Origin of the sequence: Aeribacillus sp. FSL K6-2833 (genome assembly GCF_037965815.1) — a bacterium.
Classification (GTDB): Bacteria; Bacillota; Bacilli; order Bacillales; family Aeribacillaceae; genus Aeribacillus; species Aeribacillus composti.
Genome location: NZ_CP150189.1, coordinates 2787322 through 2807888 on the forward strand (window position 1 = coordinate 2787322; position 20567 = coordinate 2807888).

Consider the following 20567-nt stretch of genomic DNA (forward strand, 5'->3'; position numbering starts at 1 on the left):
CTGACAGTACGTCAAATTTCTCTTTACTCACGAATATTCACTCCTTTCACCTGCTGCCAAATACTGATTTTTGCCGGTTTTATTCTTACCCATGAGCCGTATCCAAAAAAATCCGCCAATTTGTAGCTGTTACCTTGATAAACAATTCGGTGATCGGCCTGTACTTGTCCAATTCTCAAATCAATATAGGAAAATTCTCGCTCCATGTTTTTTATAAAAAATTTGCCATCCTTTTCTAAAAATTTCCCCTCCCCTTCCACATTAGAAGGCATTCCAACAGCAAAATTTTCATACTCAAGTTCTGTCTGAATGATTTTGTTATTGCGTAATGTATATGTCTCCTTCACATCCGTAAGATGGATGGAATGAGTGTACTGAATTTGAAACAAGTCATCATCACGGACAGGCAGATAACCTAATAAGTCATTCTGATCTTCATGATAAAAAGCGATGGCATTTACAATAGGAAGGAAAAATAAAAAAACGTTGATTGTCATAAAAAGGGGAAGACAGATGAAAAAAGCTTTCATCCTAGCTCTCATGAAAATCCCCGCCTAAAATGGAGTTACATAAATGAAATCGATAGACCGTTTAAAACGGTCTATCTTTGATACGTTATGGCTGGATTCCTTTTTCTGAAAAATACGTTTCAGCCCCTGAATGAAGCGGCAAATTGCCTATTCCATCAAGGGCTGTCTCCGCTTTGATTAATTTGCCTTTTGCGTGAGTAATTTTATTTGTATTTTCAAAAATCGCTTTTGTAATATTGTATACGGCATCTTCATCCAATTCGCCGCGGACGACCAGCATCGCTTTTACAGCGACTGTTTTTACGTCCTCAGGAATTTTATATGTCCCCTTTGGTACTGTATCTTCAGCATAGTAAGGATATTTTTCGATCAATTGTTTGATTTTGTCATCCGCAATCGGAATTACTTTAATTTCTTTTTGTGCTGAGAGCGATTCAACTGCAGCCGTCGGTGTACCCGCAGTAATGAATGCAGCGTCTATGCTCCCGGATTGAATGCCGTCCGTTGATTCGTCAAAAGATAAGCTTTGCGCTTTAATATCATCAAAGCTTAATCCATGAATTTCTAAAATTTGCTGTGCGTTTGCATTCACTCCAGATCCAGGGGCACCAACGGAAACCGACTTGCCTTTCAAATCTTCAACAGAATTGATGCCGCTATCTTTTGTTGTAATAATTTGTACAGTCTCCGGATATAAAGTCCCAATTGCTTTAACATTGTCGACTTTATTGTCCTTGAACATCAATTCACCGTTTAATGCATAAGCAGCAATATCAGTTTGCGAGAACGCAATATCAGCTTCACCGCTTTTTAGAGCCTGCATATTTTCTGCAGATGCTCCAGAAGATTGTGCATTTGCATTAAAATCTGTTTCTTCCGAAATAATTTGCGCCATCGATCCGCCGAGCGGGTAATAAGTTCCTCCTGTGCCTCCGGTTAAAATGCTTAACGTCTTGCTTCCTGCCTTTTCCCCGCTTTGATTGGAGCCATCACTTTTGCTGCTTCCTCCTTCGTTGTTATTTCCACACGCAGAAATGATCATTATGAAAAGAAGAGCTGTTAAGAATATAAGTCCGCTTCGCCATTTGATCATTGATACTCCCCCTTTTAAAATTCTTTTAACATTGGATGCATTACTATCATATTAAGGAACAAATGAAAAAATGTAAGATAATGTGTCAGCTAAACTATCAACATAAAAAAAGACAGGAATTGTCGGTATTCGACATCTCCCTGTCTTCTATTAAGGTAAGAAAAAATTTATTGATAGGCCAAAACAGTAGAAAGACCAGACTCCAAATCATTTTTTAAGTCTTCAAAATTTTCTAGTCCTACGCTTAATCGAAGAAGACCATCGGTTATCCCTCTTTTGATCCGTTCTTCTTTCGGCATCGCGGCATGGGACATTTTAGCTGGATACGACAAGATCGATTCAACTGCACCAAGGCTGACCGCGAAAACAGGCAGCTGAACATGATCAGCAAGAATCTTGACCGCTTTTTCATCTTCTAGTTCAAACGATAAAACCGCTCCACCGTTGACACTTTGCCGCAAATGAATATCTGACCCTGGGTGATCGTGAAGACCCGGATAGTACACTTTTTTAATGGCAGGGTGCTTTTTCAAAAATTCTGCTAATTGAGAAGCTGTTTTGACGGATTGATCCAGCCGCACATGAAGTGTTTTTAACCCTCTTAATACAAGCCAGCAATCATGCGGGCCGAGAACAGCGCCGAAGGCATTTTGAAGCTTGTAAAGCTCTTCGCCAAGCTTTTCATCCTTCACAACTGCCAGTCCTGCCAAACAGTCGCTATGACCTGCCAAAAATTTTGTTGCACTATGTAAAACAATATCGGCCCCTAAATCGAGAGGCCTTTGCAAAGCCGGAGTCATAAATGTATTATCAACAAATGTTAAACAGCCGTTTTCTTTTGCAAGCTTCACAATTGCTCGAATGTCCGTCACTTTTAACAGCGGATTCGAGGGCGTTTCAATGTAAATCACTTTTGTGTTCGGACGTATATTTGCTTTTACGGCATCAAGGTCCGTCATGTCGACAAACGTATATTCAATGCCAAAGCGCGATAAAACATCGGCAACGATCCGGTATGTTCCGCCGTACACATCTTCTGTGACCAAAACATGATCACCGGAAGAAAGTAAAAGAAAAGCTGTTGATATAGCGGCCATTCCAGAAGCAAACGCAAAGCCTCTCACTCCGCCTTCCAGTTCGGCAATCGCCTCTTCCAACGCTTTTCGTGTTGGATTTCCTGAACGGCTGTAGTCAAATTCAGGAGATTCATCCAATGTTTGCTGATGGAACGTTGACGCTTGCTGAATCGCCACGCTGACAGCACCGGTTGTCGGGTCAACCTTATGTTTATTATGAATCAATTTTGTTTGAAAGCTCCATTGGTCATGCATTTAGTAAATCCCCTTTCGCAGCTGCTTGCAATGCCTGCTTGAGATCTTCCTTCAAATCCTCCACGCTTTCAATCCCTACAGAAAAACGGAGAAGCCGGTTGCATACACCGTTTTGAATTCGGATTTCTTCCGGAATATCCGCATGAGTTTGGGTAGCTGGATACGTTATAAAGCTTTCTACCCCTCCAAGGCTTTCCGCAAAACAGATTAATTTCAGATTCTGCAAAAACGGGTTGACCCATTCTTCTTTTTTCACACGGAAGGAAAGCATTCCGCCTCTGCCAGGATATAATACATCATCAATTTCAGGAAGCTCTTTTAAATATGCCGCCAGCTCCCTTGCATTTTCCTGATGTTTGGCCATTCTCAATGATAAAGTTTTCATTCCTCTAAGCAGCAGCCACGAATCAAAAGGAGATAATACCGCACCAATTGCATTTTGATGCATGGCTAATTTTTCGCAAATTTCTTTCCCTTTTGCACAGACCAGGCCGGCAAGGACATCGTTGTGACCGCCTAAATATTTCGTTGCGCTGTGAATCACGATATGCGCTCCTTCTTCAATCGGACGCTGCAAAACAGGTGTGTAGAACGTATTGTCAACGATCAGCAGCAAATTGTGCTTTCGGGCCAATTCCGCCAACAAGGAAATCGATGTTTCCTGCATAAGCGGGTTAGTGGGGGTTTCCAAAAAAATCGCTTTAGTATTTTCGTTTATTAATGATTCCGTATATTCGCGAGACGTAAAATCGTCATAGTGGAAGGAAAGACCGTATTTGCGCCACTCTTCTTCAAACAAGCGGTATGTCCCGCCATATAAATCTTTTGAAACGATCAGTTCATCTCCACTTTTAAATAAAGCCATAATCGTCTGAATCGCTGCCATTCCGGAAGAAAATGCAAATCCTTGATCGGCTCCCTCCAATTTGGCTATGGCGTCCTCGACAAGCTCTCTCGTTGGATTTTTTGTCCGAGTGTAATCATAACCTGTTGATTCACCTATTCCTTTATGCCGGTAGGCTGTGGACAAATAAATGGGGGCGCTTACTGTTCCTGTAAGAGCTTCACTTCGATTTCCTAATTGGGCCAAAACTGTTTCAATATTCATCTTTGACTTTCCTCCTTTTTTAGTTAGTAAAAATGTGCTGCTTTCATTGCCTGTAGAGGAGGCTTGAAAAATAAAACGCCCTCTTCATAAGAAGAAGGCGTTTATTGTTTGGCTCCTTCTTATCTTCCAAGCATATCTTACGGCAAAATGCTTGCTGGATTTAGCACCTTGGTACAAAGGTTATCATGCCGCCGTCCTTGTACCGGTTGCTGAGACTTCTTCGGGCCAGTTCCCTCCGCCTCTCTCGATAAGAATTCCGATATGAACTTTTGATAGGTATAACTTTACCTCAGTTTTAAAAAAAATTCAAGACGTTTCCTGCCAACAATTCCGATAACTTTGATTTATTTTCAGTAAAACTAAAGAAAAATAAGAACATTCTTTAAATAATCCGTCGATTCTTGAAATGTTTTTTTACGAAAGCCAAAAGGGAAATTTTTTTGTATGGATCACCTTCGATCCTCCATCATTTCAATGAAAGTGGTTTTATTTTCCCCTGAGGCTTCCCAAATTTTAATAGATTTTAAAATGCAAATATCCAATTCGGAAGCTGTCGTATTTGGAGAAAAATTGTGAACGAGGTGATCTTCTTTAGAGGAATTGGAAAATTTTAAGAGAATTTAATAAACAGAGAATGAAACGATTGAATTGGCAAACTAATCGTTTGATAAATTTTTCGCCAACTTCAGTCAAACGAACCCGTATTCCATAAAGCAGCTGAACGGAAAACGAAGATGCGATATTTGTTTTTCAGGTGAAGCTGGGAAGCAAAAAAAGATGAACATAAACGATGCCGTTGGAAAATTTGCTGAACATTCTTTACCGATGCGCCTTCTCTTTTTTATCAATATTATGGAAAGGGATGACTGTTTATGATGCTGTATATAATCGACAGCATACGAACCAATAATTTTCATGGCGAGCAAATGATGGGGCAAATCAAAATTATGTGAGAAAACGCTTCCCGCAAACTGGAACATCATCAAAACAATGTGTACGGAGTTTATAATGATTATGAAAGCGACTACAGAGGAGATTATTTATTTAGCATTACAATTGAAGAAAATAATGGGGAAGCTTTTAATTGAAATCCCAAGGAACATGAAAATAAATTTTTTCAAGTAGATAAAACGGACGAACAAGGCATTTTTAAAACTTGGAGTAAGATTTGGAAGCAAGAAGAAACTGGTTTATTAGAGCGGGCTTACACATATGATTTTGAAAAATACAGCCCAAATGGAGAAATTGAAATTCATATAGCCATTAAGTAATGGCAAACAATGTGAAAAAACGTGAGCTTATTCGAGCGATTTGGATAAAAAGCTCTCACAACAACGGAATCCCAATATACAGGCATAGTCATAAACAACTTTTGGGATAAGCCCTGTTTTAACAACTGCTTCATCTTGAATTTACATCAACAAAAAATGCAAAAATAAGCCCCCTATCCAGAAGCCGCATAATATCAAAAAGCTTCTGTATAGGGGGGTTATTGCTTAATTCAAAAAGCTTGTATCTACAAGACCTTTAAGATCCGGTTTTTCTTTTAAAAATTTCAAGTCATAAGAAGAGTTAGAAAAGTCTTGAAGAACTTTTTCATCCACTTCGGTTGTATAGCGGACACGTTCCCAAGCGCTGTCGATAATTTCTGGGTCAAGCTCTTGATTTGTTATTTCTTTAATCGATTGAATGGCAATATCGCGTGCTTCCTCTTTGTTTTTATTGATGAAGTCGACTGCTTTTTTGTGGGCTTTGACAATATTTTGAACTAAATCTTTATTTTCTTTAATAAATTTGTTGCTCGTCACTAAAACAGTGTTCGGAAGCGTTGTGCCATAGGCGATATCTTTCGTATCGACAATCACTTTCGCCCCGTCTTTTATTAATAATGAAGCCCAAGGCTCAGGCACAGCGGCTAAATCCACTTTTCCCGATTCAAAGAAAGCTTGATATTGAGCCGGGTTTCCGGTTGTATGCTTTAATGTTCCGCCGATTCTAGATGAAGCAATGTCGTAATCTTGCAAGTACGTTTCAAATTGGACATCGTGAGTGCAGCCGACACCAGGAGTAATGAATGTTTTATTATGAATATCATCTAAGCTTTCGATTCCGCTTTTTTTGCTTGCCACGACGACAGTACCCCCAGATGACGCACCGGCAATAATTTTCACGTCTGCACCATTAGAATAGTTATTCATGACAGGAGCTGGACCGACAAGCCCGGCGTCAATTTCGCCGGTTTTCAACGCTGTCATAAAAGCGCCGCCATCCGGAAAAGTTTTATATTCAATCTCTACCTGATCCCCTAGTGCTTCTTCATAGTAGCCCTTTTCCTTCGCAATCATCGCCGGAACATGGTCAATATTTGGGAAATAGCCGATGACTACTTTATTTTTTCCGCTTTCTTCTTTTCCTGATGCCTCATTCCCTCCGCCGGCTCCGCAGGCAGATAAAATCCCAATTAACAACAAGGTGATAAATGATAACAGCAAACCTTTTCTCTTCATAATCTCAACTTCCTCCTTTATTGTTCAAGCAATCCCCATTTTTTCATCACTTTCTTTTCAATTCTGCTGAAAAATACTAAATCTACTAAAATTCCAATTAAGGCAATGATAAATATTATGCCCATCACTAACGCCATATCGCCAAAATCTGATGCGAATTTTAACGTATAGCCTAAACCCGGGCCGGTGCTTAACAGCTCGCTTCCCATCAGGCCTCTCCATCCAAACGCCCAAGCAAGCCTTGCACCAGTTACTGCATGCGGGATGGCTGCTGGAAAAATCACGTGTGTAAACAGAGAAAATCCGCTGTAATCCATTGTCCTTGCCGCATTTGTATATATTGGAGGAACGCTTTTAATCCCTGTCCGCATATTCAATGTCATCACAAGCGTTCCACCGAGCACGACAATAAAAATGATCGCTTTTTCATTTAAACCGAACCAGATGATGGCTAGAGGCAGCCAAACGATGCTCGGCACGCTTTGCAACGGCAAAATTAAAGAGCCAATGGTATCATCAATTACTTTCGATTTTGCAAAAACGACGCCTAACACTGTTCCAAGAATAAGAGCAATCACAAGCCCGATTGCCAGCCGCTGAAAACTTGCCAGCAAATCATAAACAAGAGTTAGATCAGCAAAACCGTTCCACAATGCCTGAAAAATATCGCTCGGAGCCGGAAAGACGACAGCCTTAATATTTAACAGCTTGACGATTGCTTCCCATATACCCAGTGCGGCTGCATAAAAAATGATTCGTTTAACGACCTGCTGCATAACTTTCTTCCTCTTTCACTACTTTATCAATTTCTGACTTCAACAGCTTTTGAATGCGCTCTTCATATTCAGCAAGCTGCTTTCTAAATTCATCACGAGGTCTCGGAAAAGACACTTCTATTTCATCAATAATTCTCCCAGGCCTTGTACCCATGACGATAATACGGTCCGATAATTTTAACGATTCTTGAATGCTGTGCGTAACAAAAAGAATTGTTTTTTTCGTATCGATCCAAATTTTTTCCAACACTTCGTGCAGGCGTGATCTCGTCTGCTCATCCAGCGCTCCGAACGGCTCATCCATTAAGAGCACCTCAGGATCCATCGCCAAAGCTCTTGCGATCGATACGCGCTGCTGCATGCCGCCGGAAAGCTCGTGCGGAGAATGCTTGGCATATTGGCTTAATTGAACCATGGCCAAATATTCGTACGCCTTTTTTTTCGCTTCTTCCTTCGGCATTTTTTTCTTCAGCGGAAACATGACATTTTCCTCAACTGTCAGCCATGGAAAAAGGGCTGCCTGTTGGAACACTACTCCCCGGTCGCTTCCAGGTCCCTTTACTTCCTTCCCGTTTACCAACACTTTTCCCGATGTGGGGGCTGTTAACCCGGCAACGATCGATAATAACGTCGACTTTCCGCAGCCGGAAGGGCCAAGAATGGAAACAAATTCTCCTTTCTGCACAGTCAAATCAATTTGGTCAAGAACCGTTTGGGAGACGCCATGATGTTGAAATGTTTTTGAAATTTGGGCAATTTGGACAGACAAAGTAATTCCCCCAGTATATGATCATTCTTACCTATCTTATCGGATTAGTCGTTATCATTATAATATAAGCATTTTTTATTTTGTCAACCTTTTTATTTGTTGGAGACTTTTCAAAAGAGTGATAAAATAATGAGAAGTCCAGCCTAACTGGTAATTAGTCAATTTTGGAGGAATTGGTATGGACCAAAAAGTCGCACCTATAAAAGAAGAAACATTTTTTAGCGAAGAGCTGGGGGAAGAAGTTTCTTTGCTCATGTATTTGCCGACTTCCTTTTCTCCATTATCTCATCATCATCTTCTCATTGCTCAAGATGGCGGAGACTATTTTAAACTGGGAAGGATCGCGCGTTTTGTTGAGGAGTTAACGGAGGAGCAAACGATTGAAGATTTGATTGTCGTTGGCATTCCTTATAAAGACATTCAAGATCGAAGAAGAAAATATCATCCCGATGGAAGCCAGTTCAACAGTTATATCCGTTTTTTAGCTCATGAATTAATTCCATTTTTAGAAGAACGTTTTCCGCTTTTGCCAATAGGAAGAGGCCGCGCGCTTATCGGCGATTCTCTGGCTGCAACCGTTTCGCTTATGGCAGCGCTTCATTATCCGCATACATTTGGAAAAGTGATCATGCAATCACCATATGTGGATGGAAAGGTGTTAGAAGCGATCGATGCTTTTTCACAGCCCTCTTTACTATCTATTTATCATCAAATCGGGAAACAGGAAACGGCTGTAAAAACGACTGATGGGAAAATAAAAGATTTTTATACAATCAATCAAAAACTTCATGAACAAATGGTACATAAAGGATTCGAATGCATTTATGAAGAATTTGACGGCGATCACCGCTGGACATATTGGCAGCCGCTGCTAAAAGACATATTAAAAAAAATGTTTGCTATATCATGAAAATTGATTCTTTAAGTTGTTATAATAAAGAATACGAGTAAATATCAAGGAGGCAAAAAAAATGAAGTACGGAATTGTGTTATTTCCTTCAAAAAAGCTGCAAGACATCGCCAACTCATATAGGAAACGTTACGATCCGAATTATGCGCTTGTCCCTCCTCATTTAACATTGAAGGCACCGTTTGAAGCTGACGAAAAAGAAATTGGCGACACTGTGAAAGAACTTAGGAAAATTGCGAAACAGGTTAAGCCTTTTAAACTCTCCGTCTACAAATTCAGTTCATTTGCTCCTGTCAATAACGTTATTTATTTAAAAGTTGAACCAAATCCAGAATTAACAAAATTGCATGAGCTTCTTCATCAAGGAAAATTTAAAGAGGAGCCGGAGTACGCTTTCGTCCCTCACATTACAATCGGACAAAATTTATCGGATGATGAACATTCTGACGTTCTCGGCCGCTTAAAAATGTTAAAAATTCAACACGTGGAAACGATCGACCGATTCCACATTTTATATCAATTAGAAAACGGCTCATGGACTGTTTATGAAACATTCCTGCTTGGGGAAGGACGAGACTGATGAAGGCAGTCAAAGCTATTAATGAAAAACAACGAAATGATGCTTTATATGTAAGAAAAAAAGTATTCGTAGAAGAGCAGAACGTTCCGATAGAAATAGAGACCGACGAATATGAAGCCTTTGCCGAGCATGTCGTGCTTTATGACGATCATCAGCCTGTTGGAGCTGGCAGATTTCGTGTCATTGGCAACACCGGAAAGCTCGAGAGGATCTGTGTTCTGCCACAATACCGCGGAAAAGGAGCGGGAAATATCATTTTGGAAACACTTGAAAAACTCGCGGCCGAAAAAGGATTAAAGAAAATAAAATTGAACGCCCAAGTACAAGTAGAAAATTTTTATAAAAAGCATGGATATCAAACCGTTTCCGATATTTTTATGGATGCGGGCATTCCCCATGTCACGATGGAAAAAACGTTACATCCACATTCATAAATAAAGACAACCAAACGAGGCCGCGGATTGCGGTCTTTCATTTGGAATGGTCAGAAAGCGTGTTAAAGAGGTTAAAAATCTCCCTGTATTACATTCAGATCAATTCGAATGTTTCTCCATTTTCTCCACCGCACGACTTCCCATAGTTTTTTAAAAGAATGTACATGAATTTCGGCAGTTGGGACAACCTAACCATTACCGATCTTAGCAAAGGTGATGGAAATGGAATTTGTAGCAATTGCCACTGAACTGGTCTTCGGTTTCTTTGCCCTTTTTCTATTGACAAAAATACTAGGTAAAACACAAATTACGCAAATCACGACGTTCGATTTTATCTCTGCGCTCGTTTTAGGTGAGCTAGTTGGCAATGCTGTATATGATGTAAAAATGGGCGTTGAAAAAATATTATTTACGGTCGTGATATGGGGAATGCTAATCTATTTATTGGAATTCATCACACAAAAATGGAGAAGAACCCGCGGAATACTGGAAGGAGCTCCGTCAATGGTCATCCACAAAGGAAAAATTATTCGTGATCAGCTGAAAAAAAACAAGCTTGATATGAACCAGCTTCAACATTTACTAAGAGCAAAAGGAGCTTTTTCGATCCGCGAAGTGGAATACGCAGTTCTTGAAACGGACGGCACGATCAGCGTATTGAAAAAATCGGAATTTGATAAGCCGACCCGAAACGATTTAAATATTTTATCTTCGCCAGCTACCATCCCCTACACGATTATAGTTGACGGAGAAGTGGTTAGTGAAAATTTAAAAGAAGCAGGTTTTGATGAAAAATGGCTTCAGCAGCAGCTTCTCGCTTACAGTGTGGAAGACGCGAAAGATGTTTTTTACGCGGAATGGGATCAAAACAACGGATTATTTGTCCAAAAATATTAGCTTGTTTCTAAACATATTCATGAAATCTTTTTTTGCTATATTTGCGCTTATTTGCGAATAAATCTTGCTTTCGCTGGAAATGCAAATATTCTTCATTCATCATAACATTGTTTCGCTGTTTGACTTTCGCATAATCTTCCTTTGGCTGAACAGCTCTGTTGGCATATTCATAAAAGGCAGGAGTCTGAACGGAAAAAATATATCCCATGTTTCTCTCTCCTTTCTTGATTTGCAAAAAATTATTTTCTAAATCGATCTGTCATTCATTTTTACCCGTTTTTCTAAAAATTGAAACATCATGTAAAAAAACATCAGCGGGAGCACACCCGCTGACGCGCTATTTTTTCTTATTGTCCAACATATTGGCGATGGTGTTAAAATCCATATTTTCTTTTCCGTTTACAATCGCATTGACAATTTTATTTTCTAATTCTCTTGGAACCGGCCGATTCGCCAATTGCGCAACCCGCTTGATCACTTTTCTGACAGTTGCTTCATCATTAAAATTGGAATTTTGCAAAGAATTGGCCAGTTCGAGTACATCTTTCATATTGACGCCGGTTTTTTTCTCAATATTTTTAAAAATATGATCCATTCTGAAATTCGTCCCCTCCTAAGTTGTCGAAATGACCTGTATAACAGGCCTTAATATTTTATGAAAATGAAATGAAAACGTGATGAAGAAAAAGTACAGTCCGCCTTGTAAAAGGCGGACATCCATCCGTGACCAGCACTCACCATTAGTATTGTAAAAGACTTACAGATTAGTATTTAAAACAGGAACAACCAACAATAATCAACAAGATGAATAAAACGACGATTAGCACAAAGCTGTTATTATGAAAACCGCCGCTATAAGGATAGCTGTATCCACCATATCCGCAACCAAAGCTCATTTTTCTGCACCTCCTCCTTTATTCATCACTATACTGTATGAAGCAATTCCTCATTTGGAGTGGACACACAAGATGGGCAAGTGCGGATTTTTTAGGTGGGGTTTCAACCTGTTTTGATTCCCTTTTCATTTTCCTATCAAATTTGTTTTTCAATCCTTTCGATCTCTTTTTCAAATTTTGCCGCCGTTTTTTCAAGGTCTAAAAGCTCCCTGTCTTTTTTCATCATCCAGCTTGAACATTTTTGCTGCACTTTGTCATGTTCTTTGTACATACCTTCGATCCATTTGACGAATTCCTTTTCGAGCTTGTTCATATTTCCCTTTTTAAAACCCTTTTTTCCCACAGCCGCAGCCACCGGAAGTCGTTGAATTGTAAATTTTTATTCCGAATGGATGTATTTTCTTTTTCATCATCTTCTTTTTGATCGCATTTTCTTTCGTCGATGAACTGGAAAAAACTTTTATGTTTTCTTTCAATAGGTTTCTCCCCTTTCCCTCAAAATAAGAACCTTATTCATCGTATGAAGAATAAGGTTGATCTGTGTTCTTTCTAATCGTTTTTGACCACATCGTCCATCATCCAAAAATGAAATTCCTTTTGGTTGTTCTGTTCGTTTTTTTCCTTCACAAAATATTCCTTCCGTTCCTGAGGTTCAACTGTTCCTTGAATGGCTTGCGTTTCCTTTAAAATTCGGAAAAACCAATCTTCCTGTTTTTGTTCGTCCTCCTTTTTTTCATTTTCATCCAGATGATGATTTTTTTCAGCTAATTTTCTTTTTAACACTTCGATTTTTTCTAAAAGCTTTTTTCGTTCCTCCCACTTTAAATTTCGATCATTGCTCTGGCGGTGCTTTTCGATCGTTTCTTTTAGCTTTTCGTTTTCTTTGATTGCTTTTTCAAGCTCCCGCTCTTTTTCCTGCAATAATATTTCCAATTCTATCGATTCTTTTGCCTTTTCTTTATAAAACGCAAGCTCCGCTCTCATCCGTTGCAAAAATTCTTTATTGATTTGCGCCATCTATCTCACCTCTCACTGTAAATGTATGAGCTCAAATAAAAAATGTTGACAGAAGCCTACTAAAAAGATACAAATGGCTTTTTAAATGAATTTTTAAAACGGGGCAAAACCATTCTTTTAATGGAAAGAGAATTTTTTAAAAAATTAAATTTTCCGCTCCTGTCACTGCACATTTAACCAGTTTGCTCATAATATACAGTAGTCCGACACCTAAGAAGGTTTTGGAAATCAGAATGATTAGGAGGTAACAGCATGAGCCATTTGGGACATGATACAGAGAGATTATGTATTCGCGTTCCGAAAGTTTATGACTGGGTGAACCGTCAAATTGATCTTCCTCAGTTAAGCTTTAGAAAATTATCATCCATCGGTTTTAATTTCGATGGAATAGCAGGGACATCGGAAGATCCGTTTTCACTGTTTGAAGATGGGCTTTTAAATGTCAATTGCTACTTATCAGACAGCTTGGGAAATCCTGTTGATCCAAATTCACCAAATTCTATAACGGTGACAGAAATCGTTCAGCCGCAAGGTCGTCAATCAGTAGTCGTTCATTTACCAAAAGGAGGAAAAATTACCCTTCAAAAAGTAAAAGTTCTCATCAGAGGGTATATTGTCGTTGCGATCTCCGATTTGCAAGGTACTGTCACTAGTGTGTCAGATGCTATTCCATTTGCAACGGTTCAAACTTTCTTCCTATGCGCGCCGCCCGGCACAACATTAAACAGCCACGTTTCCTATTTTGAAACTGACGCTAACTTGATTTGGGATAATAAATCATTCAGCCAATTAGACATTTCTATCACGATCTGTCTAGATGTGCAAATGGAAGCCCAAGTGAAGCTTGAGGTAGAAGGAAAATTTTGCAGACCTCGTCGGGAACTTCCTTCATCTCTTACATGCGCAAACCCGCAAATTCCGCCGCAATGTCCGGAAATTTTTCCAAACGACGATTACGCCTTGGAGGAATAAATTAATTGCAAAAGGGGACGCTCTCCCCTTTTTATTTTTCCTCTCATTTTTCCGGGAAAGTGTTAAATGAAGGAAACATACATATGTATAGTAAAACTGCTCTTTCAAAGCTGGCGGTAGCGGCGCTTTGTGAGTTTCCATCCTTTTATAGCAAATTGGGCTGTTTTGAAACGCTTATCAGCCAAATTCCGTACATCACGCTTATTAATGATCTGAGGTTTTATCATTTATACTATTTTCCTGTTAAATCGTTAAATAAAAATTCTTCTGTTTGGAGGAAATGGCAACAAACTGTTTTCCACTTATATTTTTTTATTTGTCCGAGGAGGAGATTCAATGAACAAAATAAAACGGAACAAACAGGATTATTTACAGCTTCAGCAGCAGCTTATCCACTATAAATCCGAAATTTCGAAATACAAAAATGAATTGGCAAGCATGCAAAATAAGCTGCTGCAGGAACAGGAAAAAACGGAATATTACAAAGCAGTCATCCGAACCAGCGAGCAATATCGCATCGCAAAAGAACAATTTGAACATGAAATTCTTTCCGTTCAATCCCAATTAAAAGAAGCTGAGAAACATGTTGAAAAGATCAGCAATCAGCTTTCCATTGTTGAAGAGGAGCGAAACGACCTATTAAAACTGCTGAAAGCATCTGTCACTGGTTTATTAAAGGAAAAGCAAGCCGCTGACAAAAAGATTCAAGACCTTTTGTTTGAAATAAAGGAAAAAGAACGATTGATCACCGAATCGAAAAAAGAGCAGCTTCGGATCGATTTATTAACTGCTGAACGAAATGAACTTTTAGATGTCTCTCAATTTTTATTCCAATCACTTTACGAAAAAAATGTCCAACGACAAGAGAATGAATCTGTCCAAAATGAAAAAAACACCTCCATAAACGATCCGATTCGCGCTCAATTTTCGTATTCGATTGTTCTTCCTCGTGAAAGCGATGATCCGGTAACGATTCTTGGCAATGCCTTGATGGAAAACATCACAGAACAACCTTTGCATTATCCTGTATTATGCATTCACATTCATCCCCATCAGCACGTTCAATTCAGCGGAAAAATCATTACAACCAAAAATCAAAACGAAAATGATTTCAACTATAATACTCATTCTTCCTTGGAATGGGAGTATTTGCACCCTGAATGGCGAAAGCAAATTCAAGAAAAAGGGGAATACTGGCTGAAACCTAGTGAAAAATTATCGATCGAACCAAATGAAAAAATCTCTTTTGAAGGCTTTCACATTACTTTCCCATTCGATGTCTTCGATGAAGCGCTGGTGATTGAAGGGTTTGTATATTGCCAGGAGAAGAAAGAAGGCATTCCGTTTGAAAACAAAATTATTATCAATTAACAGACGGTCAAGTTTATGAAAGTTCTTTATATTCCTTCCGGTTATAAAAGAACTTTCATTTTTTGACCGTTTCTTTTTTCACGACTTTAACAATCTGTCCTTTCCACACAATCATTCGAAATTGGCTGCTTACCTTTCAGCGATAGGCGGCAAAATTCGTTACAGGGTGCTAGTCAGAATAAGAACTTTGCCGCCAGAAAAACTTTTTGACGCTGAAACTTCTCGTAAAGAAATGCAGCCGCCATGTCAGTCTCATAAATCAATGAAATTGAGATGAACGGATCGAATTCGTAAAAAATTCAGGTTTTCTTACACTTTTTCCGTTTTTTTGAATCGTCTATTGCTAAAGCTTCGACTTAAGGGACATGTTCCACAGTGATGTTTGAAATCAGCAAGAAATTATTAAAGCTTCCGGCTTTAAATGTTTATTCATTTCGTTCATAAATGGGGTCAAATTGCTCCTTTTCGTTCCTGACAAAACGGCAACTTTCATCCCCTTTCCCTTTCTTAACACGCAATTCCGAGAGTGAGCCGATTCCGCTTGAAGATCATTTTAAGCTATAAAGGTTCATAGGTTCTATATCGTCCTGTTCGTTTCTGACCAAAATGAACCCCTTTTATTTCCTTACACCCAATTCCCAGAGTGAGCCGATTCCGCCTGAGGGGCATTTTAAGCTGTAAATTGTTCATGGTTCAATATTCGTTCCTGACGAAATGAACGCTTTTCATGTCTTTAACAAACCATTCCCTTAGTTTATTCAATTCGTGCTTGAGGGACATTGTAAATGGCGACAATCAATCAAGTAAATGTTCAATAATTCCTGCCAAGCCTGAGATCGCTAAAATAATTGTAATCGGATAGAAAATGACGTTTATATATTCATTTCCAAAAAATAAAATGGCGGCACACCATATTCCTGTGCACCAATAGCAGCTTAAAAGCTCACCGATCCACAATCGAAGCCCTTTTCCTTTCGGTCTGAAAAAAGAAACGGTTTCACCTGTCTCCGCTTTTTCCTCCACAATTGTTATAAATGGAGCGCGCAAAAAAGAAGCGATTTTATCAAACACTATAATTCTCGTTAATCGAAAAGTTGCCAATGCAATGAGAGCAAATGAAAACCAATGCCATTCCATCGGAATCAATACTCCTTTCGTTCCCCAACATAGTGAGAAGACTTGTATCGTTCAAATAAAAAACCCGGCATAACCGAGTTCTCCATTTTAATTCCCTAACACTTTTATGTCTAAAATACTTTTCGATTTTATTTTCAAAGGTTCATTTTGATCAAATGTACGGATTTGAACGACATCGTTTTCCTTTGACAAAATAATTCCTTTGTATGTTTTCTCTACTGTTTTGATTTCACATACGTTTTTATACACATGCTCCGGAAGACTTGAAAAGAAATCAATCTTTTCATGAACCGTCATATTTGCCAATTCTCTTCTTCTTTTATAAATCTCTTCTTTCGTCCATGTACTCTTTACCGCTTGCTTAGAATTATTTGCAATTTTTTTTAATAGCGTCGACTGCATGGTCACTTCAGGTTTTTTTATATTCGGCTGGACAATATACATCAAAGGTTCTAATTTTTCTTTTTTAATCAAGTTTGATCGCCACCCTCAAATATGATTTCTCTCATTATTTTATGACACGATAGAATGAAATCATGACGGAAATCTAACTTTTTCTTATGACAAAAGAGCATTTGAAAATCGCTGCACATTGAGACAAAAAGTCGTAACAGAACATCAACAATAAATCCAAGCTTCACGGCTTGAAATAGTGGCACCTTGAAGCTGACAGCAAAATTTCATTTTATCCTGCCATAAAAAAAGATTAATCTTGTGCGAGTAACGCACACAGATTAATCTTTTTCAGCTAACTTAATAACCTAAAATATGAAAACCTGAATCAACATGAATCGTTTCCCCTGTAATGCCGCGGGAAAGATCGCTGAACAGGAACAACGCCGTGTCTCCAACTTCTTCTTGTGTTGTGGTTCGGCGCAGCGGAGCACGTTCTTCTATTTCCTTCAGAATTGAATTAAAATCACTGATACCTTTTGCCGAAAGCGTACGAATCGGACCAGCGGAAATGGCATTGACGCGAATATTTTCTTTACCTAGATCGTTCGCCAAATATTTCACGCTAGCATCCAATGACGCTTTCGCAACTCCCATTACGTTGTAGTTTTGAACGACTCGCTCACCGCCCAAGTAAGTTAATGTAACAATGCTTCCGCCTTCTGTCATCAAAGGACGGGCTGTTTTCGCAACCGCCGTTAAAGAATAAGAACTGATGTTGTGGGCCAACAGGAAGCCGTCTCTTGTTGTGTTCAAATATTCACCGCTCAGCTCTTCCTTATTCGCAAAGGCGATACAATGAGCGATACCGTGAATCACACCAACCTCGCTTTTAATTTTTTCAAAACACTGCTCGATTTCTTCATCCTTTGTTACATCACAAGGCAGCACGAGATAATCTTCCCGTCCTAACGAATCTACAAGCTCTCGAACCGATTTCTCCATTCTTTCGCCCACATATGTAAAGATCAATCTTGCTCCTGCTTCATGCAAAGAGCGGGCAATTCCCCAAGCAATGCTTCGCTTGTTTGCAACACCCATGACCACAATGTTTCGGCCTTCCAAATTCAATTTCATGGAAAATCCTCCTAAACATTATTACAAGTTATTAATACCTGATCATAATTATAAAGGACAAAAGAGAAAAAAGCCAGAACATATATGTCCGGCTTATGTTATTTCGAAGCAGCTAAATTTCTTTTATATGCCCAATGATTGGTAGGACCGTGGCCGCCTCCAATGCCTAGCGCATTTTCTACAGCAAGATGGATGAACTCTTTTGCGGTTTTTACGGCTTCGATAACGTCTTTACCTTTGGCGAGCTCAGCTGTCAGCGCAGCAGAAAAAGTGCAGCCTGTTCCGTGCGTATGCTTTGTGTTTACATAGTTGCCTTTAAATTCATAAAAATCATGCCCGTCAAACAACAAATCAATGATTTCGCTGCCCGACGGCTGATGTCCTCCCTTTATGATCACATGCTTTGCTCCCATTTGGCAAATTTTTTTCGCAGCTTCTTTCCGATCATCAAACGATTTTATCTCGATGCCCGTGATCGCTTCCGCTTCCGGGATGTTCGGCGTCACAATAAACGAAAGCGGAATTAAGTCGTTGATGAGCGCGTTGATGGCAGACTCTTCAAGTAATGGATGTCCGCCTTTTGCAATCATTACTGGATCAACGACAATTTTTTCCCATCCATGCTTTTGAACTTTATTTGAGACGATTTGGATGATTTCTTGATTAAAAAGCATTCCTGTTTTGACCGCATCTGGCGATAAATCTTCAGCAATTGCATCAAGCTGACTGATCACCCCTTCAATCGGAACAGGGTAGACGCCATGAACACCTAATGTGTTTTGAGACGTAACGGCCGTGATCACGCTCATTCCGTATACATCCAACTCCTGAAAAGTTTTCAAATCTGCCTGAATTCCCGCGCCTCCTCCTGAATCGGACCCGGCAATCGTCAACGCTTTTCCGATGGTCATAAACACACCTCCATTTAAGCTCCGAAGTAACGTTGATAAATAGCTTTTGCTTTCTCTTCTTCCTTAGTGCCGTGAATTAATGCTCTTCCGTCTTGAAAAAGCACAACGCGGAAATCATCCGCCTGAAAGGAAATTAAATAAGCATTTCCTTTTAAGTCTTTCACGATCGGACGCAAACGATTGGTAATTTCTGATAGCGAAATCTTCTGTTTTTGCTGCGGACGTATTTGTACGGTATTCCTTCCGCACAAAACCGCTGTTTTTAATCCATTTTCAACCGACAAATATGGATATGTCGGGTGATGTCCGCACGATGGGCAGTCGGCCTTTTTTAATTTTGTCATGTCCACTGCAGAATGCTCCCTTGTCCAAACATCAAATGAAACTAACTTCTTGGACACCTCTCCGCTGACTAAATATTTCAGTGCCTCTGCTGTTTGATAAGAGGCGACGATTTGCACCGCCGGGCTGATCACGCCAACTGTATCGCACGTCATTCCGTCAGACGGAATTGCTTGGAGCATACAATGGAGGCATGGTGTTTGTTTCGGAACGATGGAAACGGTCATTCCATAACTTCTCACTACTGCCCCATAGATCCAAGGTATTTCGTGCTTCATCGCTAAATCATTGATGAAAAATCTCGTTTCAAAATTGTCAGTCCCATCGATGATAAGGTCGACATCCTTTACATGTTCAATAAAATCAATTGAGAAATCGCCCACAATCGCTTCAATCGAAATGTTCGAATTGATTTCCTGCAAATGTTTTTTGGCAGCAACCGCTTTTGGCAGCTTTTGTTTCGCATCCTCTTCTGTATACAGCTGTTGACGCCCGAGATTGCTCCAATCGACATAATCACGGTCAATGATGGTTATTTTACCGATTCCAGCACGGGCTAACATTTCAGCGCTTGCGCAGCCTAGTGCTCCAGCTCCAACAATGAGCACATGGCTTTTCAGCAATTTTTTTTGTCCCTCTTCTCCAATAGGAGAAAACAAGATTTGGCGAGAATATCGTTCCATTATGTCGTTAACATTCCTTCCGTTGGACTGCTTGCTTGTGCATACCGTTTTTTCGGGATGCGTCCTGCTTCATATCCAAGTCTGCCTGCTTCAATCGCCAGTTTCATTGCCTTCGCCATTTTCACAGGATCCTTTGCACCGGAAACAGCTGTATTTAATAAGATTCCATCTGCTCCCATCTCCATGGCGAGTGCGCAATCTGCCGGCGAACCGATTCCGGCATCAACAATGACTGGAATATTTGCTTGCTCAATAATAAATGATAAATTGAGAGGATTGACAATTCCTTGGCCTGATCCGATCGGAGATGCTCCCGGCATGATGGCATGAACCCCTAATTCTTCAAGCTTCTTCGCCAGAACAACATCGTCTGAAGTGTATGGAAGAACAATAAACCCTTCTTCCAATAACATCTCTGATGCCTTCAATGTTTCAATCGGATCAGGGAGAAGCGTTTTATCATCTCCAATTACTTCCACCTTAATCATATCACATAATCCTGATGCCTTCGCAAGCTTGGCGATTCTGACTGCTTCCTCAGCAGTTTTTGCCCCGGCCGTGTTCGGCAGAAGAGTATATTTCGATAAATCCAACATCTCCAAAAAATTTGGCTGTGAAGGCTCGTAAATATTCATTCTTCTGACGGCAAATGTCAAAATTTCAGCACCTGAGGCTTCCACCGCTTCTTTTTGTATCTCAAAAGACGGATATTTTCCAGTTCCTAACATTAATCTCGACTGAAATGTTTTATCACCTATTTTTAACATGAATCA

Annotated in this window: 25 protein-coding genes and 1 riboswitch; of the genes, 6 read left to right on the forward strand and 19 right to left on the reverse strand. The window is 39.7% G+C overall.

All coding sequences use genetic code 11. The features are described 5' to 3' along the window. Window positions 1-23 precede the first annotated feature (23 nt). The 7 genes from NSQ94_RS13460 to NSQ94_RS13490 all read right to left on the reverse strand — a co-directional run bounded on the left by NSQ94_RS13460 (window position 24) and on the right by NSQ94_RS13490 (window position 8114). Window positions 24-542 carry a DUF1850 domain-containing protein gene (locus NSQ94_RS13460; RefSeq protein WP_339229391.1) on the reverse strand — a complete coding sequence of 173 codons (519 nt, stop codon included), beginning with the start codon at window positions 540-542 and terminating at the stop codon, window positions 24-26. A 73-nt stretch (window positions 543-615) separates the two neighbouring features. Next, window positions 616-1623: a TAXI family TRAP transporter solute-binding subunit gene (locus NSQ94_RS13465; protein ID WP_339229393.1), complete on the reverse strand. Its 1008-nt coding sequence runs from the start codon at window positions 1621-1623 to the stop codon at window positions 616-618. A 167-nt stretch (window positions 1624-1790) separates the two neighbouring features. Further along, entirely contained in the window at window positions 1791-2954 is a 1164-nt protein-coding gene (gene metC, locus NSQ94_RS13470) for a cystathionine beta-lyase (RefSeq protein WP_339194768.1), read from the reverse strand. Next, window positions 2947-4062 carry a methionine biosynthesis PLP-dependent protein gene (locus NSQ94_RS13475; protein WP_339229396.1) on the reverse strand — a complete coding sequence of 372 codons (1116 nt, stop codon included), beginning with the start codon at window positions 4060-4062 and terminating at the stop codon, window positions 2947-2949. Before NSQ94_RS13475 ends, metC begins: the two co-directional genes overlap by 8 nt. Window positions 4063-4178: 116 nt before the next feature. Then, window positions 4179-4316: riboswitch (SAM riboswitch) on the reverse strand. A gap of 1242 nt (window positions 4317-5558) precedes the next feature. Then, window positions 5559-6569, reverse strand: a complete 1011-nt coding sequence (locus tag NSQ94_RS13480; RefSeq protein WP_339229398.1) for an aliphatic sulfonate ABC transporter substrate-binding protein — start codon at window positions 6567-6569, stop codon at window positions 5559-5561. Window positions 6570-6586: 17 nt separating this feature from the next. After that, complete coding sequence (locus tag NSQ94_RS13485; protein ID WP_094245366.1) at window positions 6587-7345, reverse strand: ABC transporter permease; 759 nt, start codon at window positions 7343-7345, stop codon at window positions 6587-6589. Beyond that, window positions 7329-8114 carry an ABC transporter ATP-binding protein gene (locus NSQ94_RS13490; protein ID WP_339229400.1) on the reverse strand — a complete coding sequence of 262 codons (786 nt, stop codon included), beginning with the start codon at window positions 8112-8114 and terminating at the stop codon, window positions 7329-7331. Before NSQ94_RS13490 ends, NSQ94_RS13485 begins: the two co-directional genes overlap by 17 nt. A gap of 178 nt (window positions 8115-8292) precedes the next feature. Between NSQ94_RS13490 and NSQ94_RS13495 the strand changes: the two genes are divergently transcribed. The 4 genes from NSQ94_RS13495 (at window position 8293) to NSQ94_RS13510 (ending at window position 10935) form a co-directional block, all read left to right on the forward strand. Beyond that, entirely contained in the window at window positions 8293-9024 is a 732-nt protein-coding gene (locus NSQ94_RS13495; RefSeq protein WP_339229402.1) for an esterase family protein, read from the forward strand. Between the two features lie 61 nt (window positions 9025-9085). Further along, window positions 9086-9604, forward strand: coding sequence for a YjcG family protein (locus NSQ94_RS13500; protein WP_063387521.1), 519 nt, complete (start codon window positions 9086-9088; stop codon window positions 9602-9604). Beyond that, complete coding sequence (locus NSQ94_RS13505; protein ID WP_144596591.1) at window positions 9604-10038, forward strand: GNAT family N-acetyltransferase; 435 nt, start codon at window positions 9604-9606, stop codon at window positions 10036-10038. Before NSQ94_RS13500 ends, NSQ94_RS13505 begins: the two co-directional genes overlap by 1 nt. Before the next feature lie 222 nt (window positions 10039-10260). Next, entirely contained in the window at window positions 10261-10935 is a 675-nt protein-coding gene (locus tag NSQ94_RS13510; protein WP_063387519.1) for a DUF421 domain-containing protein, read from the forward strand. A gap of 7 nt (window positions 10936-10942) precedes the next feature. Here NSQ94_RS13510 and NSQ94_RS13515 read toward each other — a convergent pair whose 3' ends face one another. From NSQ94_RS13515 to NSQ94_RS13540, 6 genes are all read right to left on the reverse strand, one after another. Further along, on the reverse strand, window positions 10943-11143 hold the full coding sequence (locus NSQ94_RS13515) for a hypothetical protein (protein ID WP_066248301.1): 201 nt from the start codon (window positions 11141-11143) through the stop codon (window positions 10943-10945). Window positions 11144-11272: 129 nt separating this feature from the next. Continuing rightward, window positions 11273-11530: a stage VI sporulation protein F gene (locus NSQ94_RS13520; RefSeq protein WP_063387517.1), complete on the reverse strand. Its 258-nt coding sequence runs from the start codon at window positions 11528-11530 to the stop codon at window positions 11273-11275. A gap of 169 nt (window positions 11531-11699) precedes the next feature. Next, entirely contained in the window at window positions 11700-11831 is a 132-nt protein-coding gene (locus tag NSQ94_RS13525; RefSeq protein WP_063387516.1) for a YjcZ family sporulation protein, read from the reverse strand. A gap of 136 nt (window positions 11832-11967) precedes the next feature. Then, a complete protein-coding gene (locus tag NSQ94_RS13530) occupies window positions 11968-12174 on the reverse strand; it encodes a hypothetical protein (protein WP_339229405.1) in 207 nt (68 codons plus the stop codon). Beyond that, a complete protein-coding gene (locus NSQ94_RS13535; RefSeq protein ID WP_161939805.1) occupies window positions 12155-12307 on the reverse strand; it encodes a hypothetical protein in 153 nt (50 codons plus the stop codon). Before NSQ94_RS13535 ends, NSQ94_RS13530 begins: the two co-directional genes overlap by 20 nt. A 73-nt stretch (window positions 12308-12380) precedes the next feature. Continuing rightward, complete coding sequence (locus NSQ94_RS13540; protein WP_063387514.1) at window positions 12381-12848, reverse strand: hypothetical protein; 468 nt, start codon at window positions 12846-12848, stop codon at window positions 12381-12383. Window positions 12849-13100: 252 nt separating this feature from the next. On the opposite strand from NSQ94_RS13540, the gene NSQ94_RS13545 reads away from it, so the two are divergent. Together NSQ94_RS13545 and NSQ94_RS13550 are read left to right on the forward strand one after the other, a co-directional pair. Beyond that, window positions 13101-13820 carry a hypothetical protein gene (locus NSQ94_RS13545; RefSeq protein WP_063387513.1) on the forward strand — a complete coding sequence of 240 codons (720 nt, stop codon included), beginning with the start codon at window positions 13101-13103 and terminating at the stop codon, window positions 13818-13820. A gap of 336 nt (window positions 13821-14156) precedes the next feature. Then, window positions 14157-15191, forward strand: coding sequence for a hypothetical protein (locus tag NSQ94_RS13550; protein WP_117017061.1), 1035 nt, complete (start codon window positions 14157-14159; stop codon window positions 15189-15191). Window positions 15192-15986: 795 nt separating this feature from the next. Here NSQ94_RS13550 and NSQ94_RS13555 read toward each other — a convergent pair. The 6 genes from NSQ94_RS13555 to NSQ94_RS13580 form a co-directional block, all read right to left on the reverse strand. Further along, entirely contained in the window at window positions 15987-16328 is a 342-nt protein-coding gene (locus tag NSQ94_RS13555; protein ID WP_339194754.1) for a DUF1360 domain-containing protein, read from the reverse strand. An 87-nt stretch (window positions 16329-16415) separates the two neighbouring features. Continuing rightward, window positions 16416-16802 carry a CotO family spore coat protein gene (locus NSQ94_RS13560; RefSeq protein ID WP_063387508.1) on the reverse strand — a complete coding sequence of 129 codons (387 nt, stop codon included), beginning with the start codon at window positions 16800-16802 and terminating at the stop codon, window positions 16416-16418. Between the two features lie 279 nt (window positions 16803-17081). Continuing rightward, window positions 17082-17858, reverse strand: coding sequence for an enoyl-ACP reductase FabI (fabI, locus tag NSQ94_RS13565; protein ID WP_063387507.1), 777 nt, complete (start codon window positions 17856-17858; stop codon window positions 17082-17084). Between the two features lie 98 nt (window positions 17859-17956). After that, window positions 17957-18769, reverse strand: a complete 813-nt coding sequence (gene thiD / locus NSQ94_RS13570) for a bifunctional hydroxymethylpyrimidine kinase/phosphomethylpyrimidine kinase (protein WP_063387506.1) — start codon at window positions 18767-18769, stop codon at window positions 17957-17959. 14 nt (window positions 18770-18783) lie between these two features. Continuing rightward, the gene (locus tag NSQ94_RS13575; protein ID WP_063387505.1) at window positions 18784-19797 is read right to left on the reverse strand and encodes a thiazole biosynthesis adenylyltransferase ThiF; all 1014 of its coding nucleotides are present in this window, start codon (window positions 19795-19797) and stop codon (window positions 18784-18786) included. Beyond that, a complete protein-coding gene (locus NSQ94_RS13580) occupies window positions 19794-20561 on the reverse strand; it encodes a thiazole synthase (RefSeq protein WP_063387504.1) in 768 nt (255 codons plus the stop codon). The genes NSQ94_RS13575 and NSQ94_RS13580 overlap by 4 nt, the downstream gene beginning before the upstream one ends. Window positions 20562-20567: the final 6 nt, after the last annotated feature.